The 17,676-nt window shown below is 71.1% G+C and carries 18 protein-coding genes; 11 read left to right on the forward strand and 7 right to left on the reverse strand.

Features of this window, described 5'->3' with window-relative positions; translation table 11 throughout:
- The 4 genes from OZN99_RS10080 to OZN99_RS10095 form a co-directional block, all read left to right on the forward strand.
- A partial coding sequence (locus OZN99_RS10080; RefSeq protein ID WP_270935082.1) for a DcaP family trimeric outer membrane transporter occupies positions 1-1,417 on the forward strand: 1,417 nt, incomplete at its 5' end.
- A 40-nt stretch (positions 1,418-1,457) separates the two neighbouring features.
- Entirely contained in the window at positions 1,458-4,175 is a 2,718-nt protein-coding gene (locus OZN99_RS10085) for an aminotransferase class I/II-fold pyridoxal phosphate-dependent enzyme (RefSeq protein WP_270935083.1), read from the forward strand.
- 13 nt (positions 4,176-4,188) lie between these two features.
- Entirely contained in the window at positions 4,189-5,889 is a 1,701-nt protein-coding gene (locus OZN99_RS10090; protein ID WP_270935084.1) for an aspartate:alanine exchanger family transporter, read from the forward strand.
- A 164-nt stretch (positions 5,890-6,053) separates the two neighbouring features.
- Positions 6,054-7,277 carry a sodium/glutamate symporter gene (locus OZN99_RS10095; protein WP_270935085.1) on the forward strand — a complete coding sequence of 408 codons (1,224 nt, stop codon included), beginning with the start codon at positions 6,054-6,056 and terminating at the stop codon, positions 7,275-7,277.
- Between the two features lie 24 nt (positions 7,278-7,301).
- On the opposite strand, the gene OZN99_RS10100 is transcribed toward OZN99_RS10095, so the two are convergent.
- From OZN99_RS10100 to hisB, 7 genes are read right to left on the reverse strand one after another with little or no spacing between them, the layout of a single operon-like run.
- Positions 7,302-8,060, reverse strand: a complete 759-nt coding sequence (locus OZN99_RS10100; RefSeq protein ID WP_270935086.1) for a trypsin-like serine peptidase — start codon at positions 8,058-8,060, stop codon at positions 7,302-7,304.
- Positions 8,060-8,890: a trypsin-like serine peptidase gene (locus OZN99_RS10105; protein WP_270935087.1), complete on the reverse strand. Its 831-nt coding sequence runs from the start codon at positions 8,888-8,890 to the stop codon at positions 8,060-8,062. The genes OZN99_RS10100 and OZN99_RS10105 overlap by 1 nt, the downstream gene beginning before the upstream one ends.
- Positions 8,891-8,901: 11 nt before the next feature.
- A complete protein-coding gene (gene hisA / locus OZN99_RS10110; protein WP_270935088.1) occupies positions 8,902-9,633 on the reverse strand; it encodes a 1-(5-phosphoribosyl)-5-[(5-phosphoribosylamino)methylideneamino]imidazole-4-carboxamide isomerase in 732 nt (243 codons plus the stop codon).
- Positions 9,634-9,641: 8 nt separating this feature from the next.
- Positions 9,642-10,226 (reverse strand): GNAT family N-acetyltransferase, encoded by a 585-nt coding sequence (locus OZN99_RS10115; protein WP_270935089.1) that lies wholly within the window; start codon positions 10,224-10,226, stop codon positions 9,642-9,644.
- Positions 10,223-10,876, reverse strand: a complete 654-nt coding sequence (gene hisH, locus OZN99_RS10120; protein WP_270935090.1) for an imidazole glycerol phosphate synthase subunit HisH — start codon at positions 10,874-10,876, stop codon at positions 10,223-10,225. The genes OZN99_RS10115 and hisH overlap by 4 nt, the downstream gene beginning before the upstream one ends.
- Complete coding sequence (locus OZN99_RS10125) at positions 10,873-11,271, reverse strand: DUF2628 domain-containing protein (RefSeq protein ID WP_270935091.1); 399 nt, start codon at positions 11,269-11,271, stop codon at positions 10,873-10,875. The genes hisH and OZN99_RS10125 overlap by 4 nt, the downstream gene beginning before the upstream one ends.
- The gene (gene hisB / locus OZN99_RS10130) at positions 11,272-11,904 is read right to left on the reverse strand and encodes an imidazoleglycerol-phosphate dehydratase HisB (RefSeq protein WP_270935092.1); all 633 of its coding nucleotides are present in this window, start codon (positions 11,902-11,904) and stop codon (positions 11,272-11,274) included.
- A gap of 526 nt (positions 11,905-12,430) precedes the next feature.
- Here hisB and OZN99_RS10135 point away from each other — a divergent pair.
- From OZN99_RS10135 to OZN99_RS10165, 7 genes are all read left to right on the forward strand, one after another.
- The gene (locus OZN99_RS10135; protein WP_270935093.1) at positions 12,431-13,144 is read left to right on the forward strand and encodes a PEP-CTERM sorting domain-containing protein; all 714 of its coding nucleotides are present in this window, start codon (positions 12,431-12,433) and stop codon (positions 13,142-13,144) included.
- A 148-nt stretch (positions 13,145-13,292) separates the two neighbouring features.
- Entirely contained in the window at positions 13,293-13,946 is a 654-nt protein-coding gene (locus OZN99_RS10140) for a choice-of-anchor E domain-containing protein (RefSeq protein ID WP_270935094.1), read from the forward strand.
- 66 nt (positions 13,947-14,012) lie between these two features.
- The gene (gene hslV / locus OZN99_RS10145) at positions 14,013-14,573 is read left to right on the forward strand and encodes an ATP-dependent protease subunit HslV (protein ID WP_270935095.1); all 561 of its coding nucleotides are present in this window, start codon (positions 14,013-14,015) and stop codon (positions 14,571-14,573) included.
- The gene (gene hslU, locus OZN99_RS10150; RefSeq protein ID WP_270935096.1) at positions 14,570-15,895 is read left to right on the forward strand and encodes an ATP-dependent protease ATPase subunit HslU; all 1,326 of its coding nucleotides are present in this window, start codon (positions 14,570-14,572) and stop codon (positions 15,893-15,895) included. The genes hslV and hslU overlap by 4 nt, the downstream gene beginning before the upstream one ends.
- Before the next feature lie 63 nt (positions 15,896-15,958).
- Positions 15,959-16,183, forward strand: a complete 225-nt coding sequence (locus OZN99_RS10155) for an AbrB/MazE/SpoVT family DNA-binding domain-containing protein (RefSeq protein ID WP_270935097.1) — start codon at positions 15,959-15,961, stop codon at positions 16,181-16,183.
- On the forward strand, positions 16,180-16,575 hold the full coding sequence (locus OZN99_RS10160; RefSeq protein ID WP_270935098.1) for a type II toxin-antitoxin system death-on-curing family toxin: 396 nt from the start codon (positions 16,180-16,182) through the stop codon (positions 16,573-16,575). The genes OZN99_RS10155 and OZN99_RS10160 overlap by 4 nt, the downstream gene beginning before the upstream one ends.
- 45 nt (positions 16,576-16,620) lie before the next feature.
- Positions 16,621-17,430 (forward strand): EcsC family protein, encoded by an 810-nt coding sequence (locus OZN99_RS10165; RefSeq protein ID WP_270935099.1) that lies wholly within the window; start codon positions 16,621-16,623, stop codon positions 17,428-17,430.
- Positions 17,431-17,676 lie beyond the last annotated feature (246 nt).

Below are 17,676 nucleotides of genomic sequence, written 5' to 3' on the forward strand. Positions count from 1 at the left end.
GCCTGCGCCGCCGCCAGCCGCCCGTCCGCCTGGCCTGGCCGCCGCCCCTCCGGTCGCGCCGCCGGCGGCCGCCCCTGCGCCCACACCCGAGGAGCAGCGCGCGATCACCCGAGCGCAGGTGGACGAGGCGCTGCGCGGCAGCATGCCGAACTCCTGGCGCATCCCGGGCACGGATACCTCCGTGCGGCTCTACGGCTTCGTCAAGGCGAACCTGTTCGGCGACCTCGACATGGTGAACCGCAGCGACGCGCCGTCGGTGCAGGGCATTCCCCTGTCGGGCAGCGCCGCGACCCAGCAGTCCGGCGACACGCAGTTCAGCGCGCGGCGGTCGCGCATCGGCTTCGACACGCAGACGCCGACCGGCTGGGGCCCGCTCAACAGCCGGATCGAGTTCGACTTCGCCGGCGACCAGCCCAGCGCCTCCGGCGCGGCAACCTCCTCGGGGTACATGCCGCGGCTGCGGCAGGCCTATGTCGAGGTCGGCGGCGATGTGTTCCGCGTGCTCGTCGGCCAGGCCAACAGCGTCTGGAACGACGGCCTGGTGGAGACGCTGACGGACGCCACCTTCCTGAATGCCTCCGCCGTGCGCCAGGCGCAGGTCCGGGCCACGGGGCGGCTCGCGCCCGGCGTGACCGGCATGGTCTCGCTGGAGGCGCCGTACACCGACTACACGAGCAATGCTGGCGTCTTCTACCCGGACAGCAGCCTCGATGGCGGCGCCAGCCCCGCGACCGGGACCTTCCCCGATCTCGTCGGGAAGGTGAGCTGGCGTGGCGAAACGGGTGACGTCTCGCTTCGCGGCCTGCTGCGCCAGCTGCGCATCGACACCGACGGCACGGCGGCGACACCCAAGGGCTCGTCCGATGGCTTCGGCTACGGCTTCGCGCTGGGCGGCAACCTCAACATGGCGCGGCTGTGGACCGGCTTCGGCGCCGACCAGCTTTTCGCCATGGCCTATTACGGCGAGGGCATCGGACGCTACTTCGACTCCGCGACATCCGGCCAGTCGGCCTACAGCCGCATCGGCCTTCCAGGCGCGACCGACGTCTCGCTCACGCCCGTGCCGACCTACGGGGCCACGATCGGCTACCGCCACTACTGGGTGCCGAGCGTGCGCACGAACATGGCCTACAGCTACGCGCGTCTCGACAATCCGGCCTTCGTCTCGGAGTTCAGCGCCGGCGGCGCAGGCGCCGTCGCGGCGAACCGCGAGATGCAGATGGGCGTGGTCAACCTGATCTGGAGCCCCTTCGCCACCGAGCGCGACGGCCGGATCGGCAATGGATGGCTCGATGTGGGCGTCGAGTACATCTACTTCCGTCGCGACCTCGAGGGCGGGGCGACTGCGGCGCCGACCGGCCAAGGCGGCTACGGGATCGAACAGCGCGTGCAGGCATCCGCCATCGCGCGCTTCTAGCGGCCTGCAGGGCACTCAGCTCGACAGAGGGGAGATCTCCATGAGTAACGGCGCACCACGCATCGACCAGTTCCTGCGGATCCATGCCGGCCGCGCCGATGCGTGGCGCGACCTGACGCATCTCGTCGACTCCTGGCTGCGCGGCGCGGCGAACCGCGGCGCGGCGGAACAGGCGCTCGCCGCGCTCGCCGCGACGGAGGCCTACCACGCCTATCCCGGCCCGCGGCTGATGGCGACGCTGGCCGAGCGGATCGCGACCGACGATGCCGGCAGCGCGGCGCGCCTGGCGCGGCGCATCTCCAACGCGCTGCTCACCCGGTCCTATCGCGAGCGGCCGGGCGACTGGGACCTGCATGACGAGCACGCCCCCGGCGATGTCGTCGACATCATGCCGCCCGCGCTCGACGAGGACCACGCGGGCACACGCCGCCCGTATTTCGAGGCGCTCTTCGTCAACAGCCAGCCCGCCGCGCGGTGGCCCGCCCTGGCGGCGGAGATGCGGCGGCTGCGCCGCCCGGAGGACAGCTTCGTCTACGAGCCGGTCTTCGTCGGCTCCTTCGAGGACGCCGTCTGCGCCGTGGCGGTCAACCCGGCCATCGCCTCCGTCGTTCTGGCGGAGGGCTTCCCCTATCGCTCGCGGCACGACGCGCCGGTCCTCCGCTCGGTGCTCGACCCGCTCGGCGAGCCGGAGACGACCGACACCTCCGCGCTGCGCCTCGCGGGCGTGCTGAAGCGCATTCGCCCGGAACTCGACGTGTTCCTGCTGTCGGACCGCGACGTGGAGACGCTCGCCGGAAACCCGGCGGCCGACTGCGTGCGTCGCATCTTCTACTCGGTCGAGGAGCCGCTGGAGCTGCACCTGGCGGTTCTGGAAGGCGTGCGCGACCGCTACGAGACGCCCTTCTTCGACAACCTGAAGCGCTACGCGCAGCGCCCGATCGGCACCTTCCACGCGCTGCCCATCGCGCGCGGCAAGTCGGTGTTCAAGTCCGACTGGATCCGCGACATGGGCGAGTTCTACGGCATCAACCTGTTCCTGGCCGAGAGCAGCGCCACGACGGGCGGGCTGGACAGCCTGCTGGAGCCGACCGGCAACATCAAGAAGGCGCAGGAGATGGCGGCGCGCGCCTTCGGCGCCGACCACGTCTTCTTCGTCACCAACGGCACCTCCACCTCCAACAAGATGGCGGTGCAGGCGCTGACGGCGCCCGGCGACATCGTCGTGGTGGACCGCAACTGCCACAAGTCGCACCACTACGGCATGGTGCTGACCGGCGCGCAGCCCTTCTACGTCGAAGCCTTCCCGATGACGGAATACTCGATGTACGGCGCGGTGCCGCTGGCCACCATCAAGAAGGCGCTGCTGACGCTGCGGGCTGAAGGCCGGCTGGACCGGCTGAAGATGCTGGACCTGACCAACTGCACCTTCGACGGCCACATGTACAACGTGCGGCGCGTGATGGAGGAATGCCTGGCGATCAAGCCGGACCTGATCTTCCTCTGGGACGAGGCGTGGTCGGGCTTCGCGCGCTTCTCGCCCTTCCTGCGCCCGCGCACGGCCATGGGCGCCGCTGCCGACCTGGAGCGCTGGCTGCACGACCCGGCGTCCGTCGCGGCGTATGAGAAGCAGCGCACGTCGCTTGGCGACAACCCTTCCGACCAGGTGCTGCTCGAGACGCGGCTGATCCCGGACCCGCGAAAGGTGCGGCTGCGGGTCTACCAGACCAACTCGACGCACAAATCCATGTCGGCCATCCGCCAGGGCTCGATGCTGCTGGTGAAGGACGTGGACTTCCACACGGTGGAAGCGCAGTTCCACGAGGCGGTCTTCACCCACGCCTCGACCAGCCCGAACCAGCAGCTGATCGCCAGCCTCGACGTTGCCCGGCGGCAGATGGAGCTGGAAGGGTATGGTCTCGTGATGAACGCGATCGAGATCGCGCTGTCGATCCGCGCCACGGTGAACAGCCATCCGCTGATCTCGAAGTACTTCCGCGTGCTCGGCGCCGACGGGATGATCCCGGCGGCGTACCGCCAGTCCGGCTTCGTGGACTACCTGGCGCCCGGCACGAACTGGGCGACGGTGGTGAAGGCGATCCACGAGGACGAGTTCTACCTCGACCCCACGCGCATGACGCTGGTCTGCGGCACCGCGGGCTTCGACGGCACGCAGTTCAAGGGCCTGCTGGCCAGCCAGTACGACATCCAGCTCAACAAGACCTCGCGCAACTCCGTCCTGCTGCAGTCCAACATCAACAACACCCGCAGCGATGTCGCACACCTGATCCGCGTGCTGGTCGAGATCTGCCACGGCATCGAGCGGCGGCTGGAGTCGGGCGGCGAGGCGGAACGCGCGGCCTTCGCGGCGCGGGTGAAGTCGCTGATGACCGACGTGCCGGACCTGCCGAACTTCAGCCGGTTCCACGACGTGTTCCGCCAGGATGCCGGCCGCGATTCGCCGGAAGGCGACATGCGCAGCGCCTTCTTCGGCGCCTACCACCCCGAACTCTGCGACTACGTCCCGCTGTTCGGCGCGGAATGCGACCGGCGGCTGAAGGAGGGGCCCGAGATGGTGTCCGCCAACTTCGTCATCCCCTACCCGCCCGGCTTCCCGATCATGGTGCCGGGCCAGGTGATCACGCAGGAGACGATCGACTTCATGCGCAAGCTCGACGTGAAGGAGATCCATGGCTACGAGCGGACGCGCGGCCTCAAGCTGCTGAAGCCGGACGCGATCGCCGCGAAGTCGAAGCGCTGAGGGAGGACAGGTCATGGACGCCTTCTTCCTCTGGCTTGCCGCCAACCCCTTCATCCTGCTGTTCGTGACGGTCGGGCTCGCCGTCTGGCTCGGGCGGCAGAGCGTCGCGGGCTACGGCCTCGGCATGGTGGCTTCCGCGATCATCGTCGGCTGCGGCCTGTCGGTCTGGGCTTCGGCCTATGGTGCCAAGCTCGAGCTGAACAACTTCACCAAGAGCCTGTTCTACTACCTGTTCATGTACGGGGTCGGGCTGCGCGTCGGCCCGTCCTTCGTCAACAGCCTGGGCGGCGACGGGATCAAGTTCACCGTGCTCGCGGTCGTCTCCTCCGTCATCGGCCTGGCGCTCTGCGTGATCGGGGCGAATGTGATGGGCCTGCCGCCCGGCGCGGCGGGCGGCATCCTCGCGGGCTCGCAGACCATGTCGGCCGCGATCGGCTCCGCCGAGCAGGCCGTCCTTGCGGGCGCCGTCACGCTGCCGCCGGGCAGCTCGGCCGAGCAGGTCAGCGCGATGATCGCGCTGTCCTACGGCATCACCTACATCTGGGGTACCGTCGGCATCATCCTGATCACCAAATACCTGCCGAAGTGGTGGGGGCTGGATGCGAAGGCGGCCGCCCAGGCGTACGAGAAGGAGCATGGCGTCGCCTCGGGCGACGCGCCGGCGCTCTCCGGCTGGACCGCGGGCGGGCTGCGCGCCTATCGGCTGGAGAACGAGGCCTGGGTCGGGCGCACCATGCAGGACCTGCTGCGCGACAACCCGGAGTACCGCTTCGTCAACCTGGTGCGCGATGGCCAGGCGATGGGCGCGCTGCTCAACGAACGGCTGCAGCCGGGCGACATCATCGCCCTCGGCGGTCGTCGGGAAGCCATGACGGAGAAGATGGGCCTGATCGGCCCGGAAGTCTCGGACCGCGCCGCACTCGACCTGCCGCTCGACCGGGCGGAGATCCTGGTCACCAACCGCGAGATGCTCAAGAAGACGCGGGAGGAATGGCGCGCGCTGCCGGGCGCGGACCAGATCCAGGTCGTCGGGCTGGAGCGCTCCGGCGTGCCGATCCCGATCGGCAAGGACACCACGCTGCAGCGCATGGACCTGGTCACCGTGGTCGGGCTGAAGTCCGCGGTGCAGAAGATCGGCGACGCCTTCGGCCGCGTCGTGCGTCCCTCCACCGCGACGGATCTGCTGACGCTGTCGCTCGGCATGATCCTCGGCTTCCTGATCGGCGCGATCGAATTTCCGGCCTTCGGCGCCAAGGTCGGGCTGGGCAATGCCGGCGGGCTGCTGGTGTCGGGCGTGATCGTCTCCTCGCTGGCCTCGCGGCTGCGCTTCTTCGGCAATACGCCGGCCGCGGCGCGCAACGTGCTTGAGGATCTCGGCCTGATCGTCTTCGTCGCCATCGTCGGGATCAACGCCGGCAATTCGCTGCTGGCGCAACTGACGGGCGTGCTGGCGCTCAAGATCTTCCTGGTGGGCTTCGTCGCCTGCAGCGTGCCACCCATCATCGTCTGGATGATCGGGCTCTATGTCTTCAAGTTCAATCCGGCGATCCTGATGGGCGGCGTGGCCGGCGCACGCAGCCACAGCGGTCCCTGCCGCGAGGCGGCGGTGGAGATCCAGTCCAACGTGCCCTGGATCGGCTTCCCCGTCGCCTATGCGGTCTCCGGCGTGCTGCTGACGGTGTTCGGATACTTCGCGATGATCCTGGCGCAATAGCGCCGGGGGGCCATGATCCTGGCGCAATAGCGCCAAGGAGCGATGATCCTGGCGCGACAGCGCCAGGGTGACCCCAAGCGGCCGGGCCTGCCTGCCCGGCCGCCGGAACACGTGGACATGCGGCACGCGCGCGGCGGACGTGCCTGCCGGCCTGGAGCGAGAACATGGTGCGCTACGAAGTCAGCGAACTCTCGACGATGCTGATCGGCATCATCGCCCTGTTCGTCGGGAAGGCCGTGCGGGAGGCCGTGCCGGCGCTGCGGCGGATCGACATGCCGAATGCGGTGGTCGGCGCGCTGATCGTCGCCCTGCTGGTGCTGGCCGGTCAACTGCTGCTGAAGGTGGATGTGGCGTTCGGCTCCAAGGTGAGGGATGCGCTGCTGCTGGTGTTCTTCACCTCCATCGGCCTCTCGGCGAAGCTGGCTGCGCTGAAGGCGGGCGGCAAGCCGCTGCTGATCCTCTGCGCCGTGACGGTGGTGGCGCTGATCGCCCAGAACCTCGCCGGCGCCGGCTTCGCCGCGGCCTGGGGTGCCCATCCCGCCTATGGTGTGCTGGCCGGGTCGCTGTCCTTCGTCGGCGGGCCCGGCACCGCCATGGCCTGGGCACGCGAGCTGGAGCTGCAGGGCCTGCCCGGCGCGCAGATCGTGGGCGTCGGCGCGGCAACGCTGGCGGTGGTGTCGGGCGCCCTCGTCGCCGGTCCCGTCACGGGCTGGATCGTGCGCCGGCACCGACTGGTCAGCGGGCCGGGCGCCGGGACCGACATCACCTTCGCTGAACCGCCGGCCGCGCCCCCGGTGGCCGAACCCCGGCAGAACCACCTGGAGAGCATCCTCGGCTCGGTCTTCGTCATCGCGCTCTCGGTCTATCTCGGCGAGAAGCTGAACGATCTCGCCCGCGACGCCGGGCTGCTGCTGCCGGGCTTCCTCTCGGCGATGATCGCGGGCGTGGTCATCACCAACCTGGCGGACGTCTTCAAGTTTCGCCTGGCCTTCGAGCCGATCGAGACCGGCGGCGCGGTCGCCCTGCAGCTCTTCCTGGTCACGGCGCTGATGGCGACGCCGCTGATCTCGGTGGCGCAGATCATCGTCCCGCTGGCGATCAATGTCGTCATCCAGGTCGGCGTGACGGTGGCGATCGCCTACTTCGTGCTGTTCCGCCTGCTCGGGAAGGATTACGAGGCGGCAGTTGCCTCCGGCGGGTTTCTCGGCTTCGGCCTGTCCTCGATGCCGGTCGCGATGGCGACCATGGACGAGATCGCGAAGCGCTACGGACCCGCCCCGAAGGCCTTCCTGCTGATCACGCTGGCCGGGTCCTTCTTCGTGGATCTCGCCAATGCCTTCGTCGCCAAGGCGTTCCTGGCGCTGCCCTTCACCGCCGTCGGTCCCTGACGACAGCGGCGGGGCCGCGGCGGCCTATCGCTGCAGCTCCGCCAGCACGCGCCAGATCGTCAGGCTCGGCACCGCCCAGCCGCCGGCCTCGTTGTTGGACGCCAGGGAGCCGACGCCGGCCACCATCCAGTCGCCGTCCGGCCGCTGCACCAGCAACGGGCCGCCGCTCGACCCGCCGGTGGCGGAGCAGGAATGGCGCAGCATCACCTGGCCGCGCGGGGCGCGCGCATAGCCCAGCGTGTAGCAGCCGAGATGCGCCACCAGCCCCGGCCCGCGATCGGGCTGGTAGCCGCCCAGCGCGACCTCCGTCATCTGCGGCACCAGCCCGGGCAGCAGCGACAGCCACAGCTCCTCCGCCGCTTCCGGCTCGGCCTCGTCCAGCGTCAGCACGGCCCAGTCCGAGTCCGCCACCATGTCGGGCGCCGGGCGATGGCCGGGCAGGATGCGGAAGCCAGGGCCCACCAGCATGCCCGTCACGGCGATGCGCCGGCCGGCCTCGGCGGTGGAGGGCACGAAGTGGATGTCGCGCGGCTCCAGCACCGCGGCGGTCTGCGGATGCACCACGCAATGTGCGGCGGTCAGCACGCTGCGCGGGCCGATCAGAGCGCCGGTGCAGCGCGCGCCCTGCTCCGTCGCGACCTGCCCCAGCGACCGCCAGGGCGCCGCCGCGACGTCCACCGCCTGCCGCTGATCCTGCGTGCCGACGCCGGGTCGCGGGTTGGCCGGCGCGACGCCGGCCAGGCCGGTCGCCAGAAGGCCGGCCAGCAGCGCCGGCCAGCGCATCAGCGCCGCATCTCGGCCACGGCGCGCCAGATCGCGAAGGTCGGCACCGCCCAGCCGCCCGCCTGGTTGTTGATGGCCATGGAGCCGACGCCGGCGACCATCCAGTTGCCCTCCGGCATCCGCACCAGCAGCGGCCCGCCGGAGGATCCGCCGGTGGCCGTGCAGGAATGCCGCAGCATCACCCGTCCCTGCCGGTCCTGCCCGTAGCCCAGCACCCTGCAGGCCAGGTCGGCCACCAGAAGCCCCGGCCGGTCCGCCTGATAGCCGCCCAGCGCCATCTCCGTGCCAGGGGGCACCGGTCCGCGCTCCAGCTGCAGGATGAAGTCGGGCGGCGCTTCCGGGATGGCGGGGTCGAGGAACAGCACGGCCCAGTCGCTGTCCGGCGGCGAGGTCGGGTCCGGGCGCATCCCCGGGCGCACGCGGAAATTCGGGCCGGTGAGGTAGGACGCCACGGCGACGCGCCGGCCCGGGAACTGGCGCGAGGGCGCGATCACGTAGGTGATCTGCTGCGGCGGCAGCGGCGCGCCGCTGGTGGGGTGCAGCAGGCAATGCGCGGCGGTCAGCACCTGGCGCGGCCCGACCACGGCGCCGGTGCAGCGCCCGCCGGGATCGGTCGCAACCATCCCCACGGAGCGCCAGGGCGAGAGCGTCTGGTCCACCAGCTGCCGCATGTCGGCAGCCCCGATGCCCGGCCGCGGCGCGCCGGTGGCGGCCGGCAGCGGCGGAAGCTCGGGCACGGCCGGAACGCTGCCGGTCTGCGTCCCGGCGCAGCCGGCCAGCAGCGCCGCGCCAAGCAGCCAGCCGAGCGGCGCGGCGCGGCGCGGGGTCATGGCGCCGCCGGTCAGCCGCGCGCCGCGGCCAGCGCGGCCGCGGGCTCCACGCGCCCGTCGTACAGCGCCCGGCCCAGGATGGCGCCGGCGATCCCGGCGCCGCTTGCCTTCAACGCCGCGATGTCGTCCACCGCCGCAACCCCGCCGGAGGCGATCACCGGCACCGGCACGGCCCGCGCGAGCGCGGCTGTCTGCTCGACGTTCACGCCGGACAGCATGCCGTCCCTTGCGATGTCGGTATAGATGATCGCGGCGGGCGCGGCATCGGCGTAGCGTTGCGCAAGCTCGGTCGCGGTCACGCCGCTGGTCTCCGCCCAGCCTTCGGTCGCGACGAAGCCGTCGCGCGCATCGATCCCCAGCGCGACGCGGCCCGGGAAGGCGCGGCACGCGGCGCGCGCGAAGTCCGGGTCCTTCACCGCCGCGGAGCCCAGGATGATCCGCGCCACGCCCGCCTCCAGCCAGGCCTCGGCCGTCTTTATGTCGCGGATGCCGCCGCCGAGCTGCACCGGCAGGCCGGGCACGGCCGAGAGGATCGCGCGCACCGCCGCCGCATTGGCCGGGCGGCCGGCGAAGGCGCCGTCCAGGTCCACCACATGCACCCAGGCGAAGCCCTGCGCGGCGAAGGACGCGGCCTGCGCAGCCGGGTCCTCGGCATAGACCGTCGCCTGGTCCATCTCCCCGCGCCTCAGGCGCACCACCTGGCCGCCCTTCAGGTCGATGGCGGGATACAGCACGAAGGCCATGGGTGCGGTCAGGCTCCGCCGATCAGGCTTCCGGTCGAGCGGCCGCGGCCGGGCTCGAGCAGCTTGTAGTAGAAATGGCCGGCCACCGTGCGGCCATCCACGCGGGCATAGGCGGGGTGGGTGCCCCAGCGCACGTAGCCGAGCGATTCGAACAGCGCGATCGCGCGCTGCTGCGTCTCCCGCACATCGAGGTTCAGCACGCGGAAGCCCATCGCTGCGGCGTGCTCCTCCACGCGCGCCAGCAGGCTGCGCGCCAGGCCGTAGCCGCGCGCATAGGGCGCGATGTAGGCGTGGGTGATCTGCGCGGCGAAGGCCTGCGCCTCGTTGTTGCGGGGCGGGCGGACCAGCTGGGCGGAGCCCACCACCACGCCGTCCAGCCGGGCCAGGAACAGCACGCGGTCCGGCACCAGCAGCACGCCGCGGAAGTGCCGCGCCAGCGCCGCCCTGTCCTGGCTCTGCACCCAGCCGAAGCCGCCGCCCTCGATGATGGCGGCGTTCGTCGCCTCGCAGAGGTCCTCGAGGTCGTGCTGCTGCAGCGCGGTGGCGATCTCCACCGCCAGGGTGTGCGCCAGGGCGCGGCCGGGCTGGCTCATGGCCGCCATCCCAGGAAGTTGGCCAGGATGCGCAGCCCCACCTGGCCCGACTTCTCGGCGTGGAACTGCGTGCCTGCTAGGTTGTCGCGCCCAACCATGGCGGCGACCGGCCCGCCGTACTCGGCGGAGGCCAGCAGCTGCTCCTCCCGGCCGCCGGCCAGGGCGTAGGAGTGCACGAAATAGGCGTGGCCGCCCTCCGCCAGGCCGTCCAGCAGGGGATGCGCCGGCGCGGCCAGGTGCAGCGCATTCCACCCCATCTGCGGCAGCGGCAGCTCGGCGCCGTCCGGCCCGTGCGGGTCCATCGGCGCGATCTCGCCGGCGATCCAGCCCAGGCCCGGCGTGACGCCGTGCTCCAGCCCGCGCTCGGCCATGAGCTGCATGCCGACACAGATGCCGAGAAAGGGTTTCCCCTTCGTGAACACGGCCTCGTCCAGCGCGTCCAGCATGCCGGGCAGGGCGTCCAGGCCGCGCCGGCAGGCCGCGAAGGCGCCCTGGCCCGGCAGGATGACGCGGTCGGCGCCGCGCACCGCCTCGGCCTCGGTCGTCACCGCGATCTCGGCGGCGATCCCCTCCTCCCGCGCCACGCGCTCCAGCGCGCGCCGCACGGAGGCCAGGTTGCCCGAGCCCGGGTCCACGACGCAGACCCTCACGGCAGCGCCTTCACCAGGTCGGGCCGCTGCTGGCCCAGGCGGAACCAGGCGAGGTCCAGGTCGGGCGCCGCGACCACGCCGAGCTCCGCCAGCCCCTGGCGCGCCAGCCGCGCGCGCTGGCGGTTGCGCGCCTCCATCCCCGCCAGCAGGTGCAGCGCGACCACGGCGATGCCGGCAGCGGGCGCCGGCAGCAGCAGGATCGCCGCGGCGGTCAGCGCAAGCATGGCGAGCGCCTCCCACCACAGCCGGGCGACGAGGAACCACAGGAAGCCGAACAGGAAGGCCCACAGCGCGAACCGCTCCGGCACCAGCACGGGCGGGCGCGACTTCGGTTCGGGCCAGCCCTCGATCCCGGGCGGGCGTGGGGGCTCGGCATGCACCGTGTAGAGCCGCACTCAGCCCTCCAGGCTGCCTTTGGTGGACGGGATGGCGCCCTGTGTGCGCGGGTCGGGTTCGACCGCCATGCGCAGAGCACGGGCCACCGCCTTGAAACAGGCCTCGGAGACATGGTGCGCGTTGGTGCCCGCCTTCAAGGTGACATGCAGGGTGATCCCGGCATTGAAGGCGAAGGCGCGGAAGAATTCCTCAACCAGCTCGGTGTCGAAGCTGCCGATCTTCGGGCGCTGGAACGGCACCGACCAGGCCAGGAACGGCCGGCCGGAGATGTCGATCGCGGCTTCGGCCAGCGCTTCGTCCATCGGCAGCAGGCTGTGGCCGAAGCGCCGGATGCCGCGCTTGTCGCCCAGCGCCTGGCGCACCGCCTGGCCCAGCACGATTCCGACATCCTCGGTCGTGTGGTGGTCGTCGATGTGCAGGTCGCCCTTGGCCGCCACCGTCAGGTCCAGCAGGGCATGGCGCGCCAGCGCGGTCAGCATGTGGTCGAGGAAGCCGACGCCGGTCCCGATCTCCGCCTGGCCGGTGCCGTCGAGGTCCACCGCCAGCCTGATCTCGGTTTCCGAGGTGGCGCGCTGGATCTCCGCGCGCCGTGGCGCGGGGCCCTTCCCGTCCTGGTTGCGGCTGCCCGTCATGGCGGCGGTTTACGCCGAGCCGCCGGCCTTGGCGAGGGGTTCGCATCGCCCTCGGCATGCCCGGCCATTTTCGTCGAGAATTGTCTCGAAATCAGGGGCCTGGGAGGGATCGGCCGTTCCCACCTGTCGGATTCCTTGTCAGTCGCCAGCCCGCCGGAGGGCGGCCGATCGGCGGCGGCGAGGCCCGGCAGGGCCTGAAAACCGGGCGTTGTGCTGGCCGTCGGGGCGCGCGGAAGCACTTGCATGTTGCGTAACGCCCTCATGCGCCGGGGAATCGGCCCTGGCTGTCGGGATTCTTGACAGTTCGCACGGCAGCCCGCCTTCGTCGGGATATTTTCCCGTTTCGAATCAATCACATGTGAAAACGGCACGGAGCTTGCTTGCCTGTCGGGCAACAACCGCGCGGCATGGTTGTGGACGACAGCCGATCGAATCGATCACGGGTCGTTTACTTTTGCGCCGCGCAATGGCACTAACTGCGTGAGACGGCGTGCCGGAAGGCCCGCCGCGCTGGACGGAGACTTCGATGGCTCGCCCTATCCTCGCCGTGGCTCTGGTTGCCGGCAGCGTCGCCTTCGCCGCCCTGCCGGCGCAGGCCTCGCCGATCGTGCACGACACGATCGCCGAATTCGCCGCGATCACCTTGGTCCAGGGTCCGCGCGGTACGTCGCTCACCGTGGCGGCGAGCCGCTCGATCATCGGCAACATGTTCGACAACAACCTGACGTCGATCCTCTCGCTCGGCCGCGGCGGCAGCATCGACCTCCTCATCTCCCCGCCGACAGGCCGCTTCATTTCCGCCGGCCAGACGATCGAGCTGACCGGTGGCACCGCCGGCTTCCCCGAGAGCGCCAACGTCTTCCTCGGCAACAACCTGACCGGTTGGGTGCAGGTCGGCACGATGCGCAACGGCCATCTCCCGAACACTGCCGGTTGGTCGGGCGTCAATGGCGCCATCATCTCGACGGCCTATGTGAACGGCGGCGCCCCAGCCGGTACGAACCCGACCTTCAACTTCACGGTCGTCAGCGGCACCTACAACTCCATCCGCCTGGTGGACGTGCCGCAGGTGCCGCCCGGCGGGGCGGTGCTCGACACCTATGACGGCTTCGACATCGCCGAGTTCGAGGTGACCTCGGACCTGATCCCGGTCACCACCGTGCCGGAGCCGATGGCGCTGGCGCTGTTCGGCCTCGGCCTGGCCGGTCTGACCGTCGCGCGGCGCCGGCGCGCCGCGTAACGAATCACACTCGACGAACAAAACCTTACATTTCCCCTCACGAATACTTACACTGTTGCGCTTGACCAGGCTTTCCGGGTAAGCAACAGTGTGAGACATGGCAAAGATTTTCCCAAAAATTAGGCTGAGCGGCCCGGTTCTCGGGATCGTGGCCGCGGTTACCCTGCTCGCGGCGGCCGCCCAGGCCACCACGATCACCCAGACCGCCACCTATCCGCTGACCGCCCTGCCGGCGACCGGCACGACCACGTCCTTCACCTTCAACCGGTTCAACGTGGCGGGCACGCTGACGGCGATCACCGTCAAGCTGGACGGCCAGTCCGACGCGCAGGCAACGCTGAACCGCACCGGATCGGCCAACGACGCGCGCGTCTACACCATCATCCTCGGCACCGACTTCACCCTCTCGGTCGGCGCCGTGCCCACCACGCTGGCGACCCTCGACGTGGACGGTCCGACGAACACCTCTCCGAGCATGCGGCGCGCCGACATCTACACGACGCCCGTGCTGTCCGGCACCGGCACGACCGGCGACGTCACCGTGCCCACCGGGATCTGGAGCGAGTTCCTCGGCCCCGGGACGCTCTCGCTCAGCCTGAACATGGTGCGGGAGACGTCCATCACGCCGTCCGACGGACAGCTGACCAACACCTTCCCGACCTACGCCGCCTACTCCTTCATCACGCTGGTCTACACCTACACCGGCGTGAGCGTTCCGGAGCCCGGTACGCTGGCGCTGTTCGGTTCGGCCCTGGTCGGGCTGGGCGCCCTCCGCCGCCGCAGGACCGCCCCGCGCGCCTGAGGGCGGCACGCGGCCCCGGCGCGGGCCTGCTTGCCCTCGCCGCCGCCCGGCGCCACATGCGCCGGCATGGATAGTTCCCCACACGACCTCGCCGGCTGGCACGGCACCACCATCCTGTGCGTGCGTCGCGACGGCCGCGTCGCCATGGCCGGCGACGGCCAGGTCTCGCTCGGCCAGACGGTGGTGAAGGGCAATGCCCGCAAGGTCCGCCGCATCGCCCAGGGCAAGGTCCTCGCCGGCTTCGCCGGCGCCACCGCCGACGCCTTCACCCTGCTCGAACGCCTGGAAGCCAAGCTGGAACGCTTCCCCGACCAGCTGGAACGCGCCTGCGTCGAGCTCGCCAAGGACTGGCGCACCGACCGCTACCTGCGCCGGCTGGAGGCGCTGCTCGCCGTGGCGGACGGCAAGCGCTCGCTGCTGCTGACCGGCCAGGGCGACGTGCTGGAGCCCGAGGACGCGGTGATCGGCATCGGATCCGGCGGCAACTACGCCCTGGCCGCGGCGCGCGCGCTGCTGCCGGTGGAGGGCCTGACGGCGGAGGAGATCTGCCGTCGCGCCATGAAGATCGCCGGCGACATCTGCGTCTACACCAACGGCAACATCGTCCTGGAAGTCCTGGAACAGTGAGCGAATCCGTCAACCTGAGCCCGCGCGAGATCGTCAGCGAGCTCGACCGCCACATCGTCGGCCAGCAGGAGGCGAAGCGTGCGGTGGCCATCGCGCTGCGCAACCGCTGGCGCCGCCAGCAGCTGGCGCCCGGCCTGCGCGAGGAGGTGGTGCCGAAGAACATCCTGATGATCGGCCCCACCGGCTGCGGCAAGACCGAGATCGCGCGCCGCCTGGCCAAGCTGGCCAACGCCCCCTTCCTGAAGGTGGAGGCGACGAAGTTCACCGAGGTCGGCTATGTCGGCCGCGACGTGGAATCCATTGTCCGCGACCTGGTCGAGGCCAGCATCACCCAGACCCGCGACGTCGCCCGCCGCAACGTGCAGGCCAAGGCGGAGCTGGCGGCGGAGGAACGGCTGGTGACCGCGCTGGTCGGCGAGGGCGCCTCCGGCGAGACCCGCATGAAGTTCCGCCGCATGCTGCGCGAAGGCCAGCTCGAGACGCGGGAGGTGGAGGTGCAGCTGGCCGATGCCGGCGGCGGCCTGCCGATCGGCATGATCGACCTGCCCGGCGCGCAGGGCATCCAGATGCAGAACATGCAGGAGATGCTCGGCAAGATGTTCGGCGGCCGCACCAAGCCCCGCAAGATGTCGGTGGCGGAGGCGCGCATCGCCCTGGTGAAGGACGAGGCGGACAAGCTGCTGGACCAGGAGCAGCTGACCCGCGACGCGATCGCGAACGCCGAGAACAACGGCATCGTCTTCATCGACGAGATCGACAAGGTCTGCGCCCGAACCGGCGAAGGCGGCTTCCGCGGCGGCGACGTCTCCCGCGAGGGCGTGCAGCGCGACCTGCTGCCGCTGATCGAGGGCACGACCGTCACCACCAAGCACGGCCCGGTGAAGACCGACCACATCCTCTTCATCGCTTCCGGCGCCTTCCACATGGCGAAGCCGTCCGACCTGCTGCCGGAGTTGCAGGGCCGCCTGCCGATCCGCGTGGAGCTGAAGGCGCTGACCCAGGAGGATTTCCGCCGCATCCTGACGGAGCCCGAGCATTCGCTGGTGAAGCAGTATGTCGCGCTGCTGGGGACGGAGGGCGTGACGCTCGCCGTCACCGACGACGCGGTGGACGCGATGGCCGAGCTCGCCGCCGAGATCAACGCGACGGTCGAGAACATCGGCGCGCGCCGCCTGGCGACGGTGATGGAACGGCTGCTGGACGAGATCAGCTTCACCGCCAGCGATCGCGGCGGCGAGACGATCAGGGTGGATGGCGAGTTGGTCCGCGGCCGCGTCGCACCCCTGGCGGCGAGCGCGGATCTGAGTCGGTTCATCCTGTGATAACAGGCGTGGACACGGCGGAGGCTGCCAGGTTATAACGTCCGTGGAAACGCGGAGGACGCCATGGCAAGCGTGAAGCTGCGGTCGGTCGGCAACTCGGTCGGGGTGGTGTTCCCGAAGGAGCTGCTGACAAGGCTGGGACTGCGCGAAGGCGATACGCTGAACGTGGTGGAGACCTCGGACGGCTTCCGGCTGACCCGCGCCGATCCCGATTTCGAGCGGCAGATGGACGTGGCGCGCGAGGTGATGCGCCGCCGCCGGACCGTCCTGCGCGAACTCGCGAAGTGACCGCCGAGCCCGAGTGGATCGGGCCGGCGCTTGCCCTCGCCATCCACGAGGAACAGGTCGCCGAGCACGGCGGGGCGGACGGCGTGCGCGATGTGGGACTGCTCGAAAGCGCCCTGGCCCGCCCGCGCCATGCCTGGAGCTACGGCGTGGAGGATCGCTGTGCCCTGGCCGCCGCGCTGGGGCCTGGCATCGCGCGCAACCATCCCTTCGTGGACGGCGACAAGCGGACCGCCTTCGTCGCGGTGGAGACCTTCCTGATCCTGAACGGGCTGGACCTGCGCGCCTCGGACGCCGAGAGCGCCGTCGCCATGCTCGACCTCGCCGCCGGCGAGATGACGGAGGACGAATTCGCCGCCTGGCTCCGCGATCACACCGCGCCGCGCGCCGTGTAAGCGCGCCCTCCGCCTCCCCATATCCCCGGCACGATGTCAGCTGCCATGACCCTCCCCGCCCCGGCCGAGCTGCCGGAGGCCGCCCGGTCCGAACTCGCCCGCGCCGTCGCGCAGCTCGAGGACCTCTCCTACGCCGCGCGCCTCGCGTCCCTCGTCGGCACGCCGGTGGAGGCGCTGAAGTCGCGCCTGCCCGGCGCTGCCCAGGGCATGATCGACGGCGCCGTGCGCCGCGCGCTGTCGGCCGCGATGACGGCCGCGCTGAAATCCGACCCCGCCCGCACGCCCGGCACCATGGACAGCTCCTGGTTCCATCGCGGCCTCGCCGCCGCGACCGGCGCGGCCGGCGGCGCCTTCGGCCTGCCCGGCACGCTGCTGGAACTGCCGGTCTCCACCACGCTGCTGTTGCGCCAGATCGCCGCCATCGCGGCCGAGAACGGCGAGGACCTGGCCCGGCCCGAGATCGCCGCCGAATGCCTCAAGGTCTTCGCCCTCGGCGGCCGCGACCCGCGCGACGACGCGGCGGAGAGCGGCTACTTCGCCGTCCGCCTCGCCCTGGCGGAGGCGCTGAAGGGCGCGGTCGGCCGCGGCGTCTCCGGCATGCTGCTGCCCGGCTTCGTCGGTGCGGTCGCGGCGCGCTTCGGCGGCCCCGTGGCGCTGAAGCTCTCCGCCCAGGCCGCGCCGCTGCTCGGCGCGGCGGCAGGCGCGGCGGTGAACCTCGCCTTCCTCGAGCATTTCCGCGGCGTCGGCCAGGGCCACTTCACCGTCCGCAGGCTCGAGCGCGTGCACGGCACCGCCCCCGTCCGCGCCGCCTACCAGGCCATCCAGGCCACGCGCGACGCCCGCTTCAACGGCTGACGCGGATCGCGAAGGCGGGGCCGCCCACCCCACGGCCGCTCACGCGGCGAGAGCTGCCGAAACCACGGCAGTTCCGGCAGCGTCGTGCCCGGCCAGACCAATCCGGAGTGAGGCGCCGTCAGGCCCGTCCGCGTAGCCGCGCCCAGACCATCAGCACCGCGTCGTAGGGCGTCGCCGGCACCTCCCGCAGGCGCCAGCGCCAGCGCGCCAGGCCGGCGCGGGCGGCCGGTCCCGGCGGCGGCGGCA

Origin of the sequence: Falsiroseomonas oryzae, assembly GCF_027856955.1 — a bacterium.
In the GTDB taxonomy this organism is placed as follows: Bacteria; Pseudomonadota; Alphaproteobacteria; order Acetobacterales; family Acetobacteraceae; genus Falsiroseomonas; species Falsiroseomonas oryzae.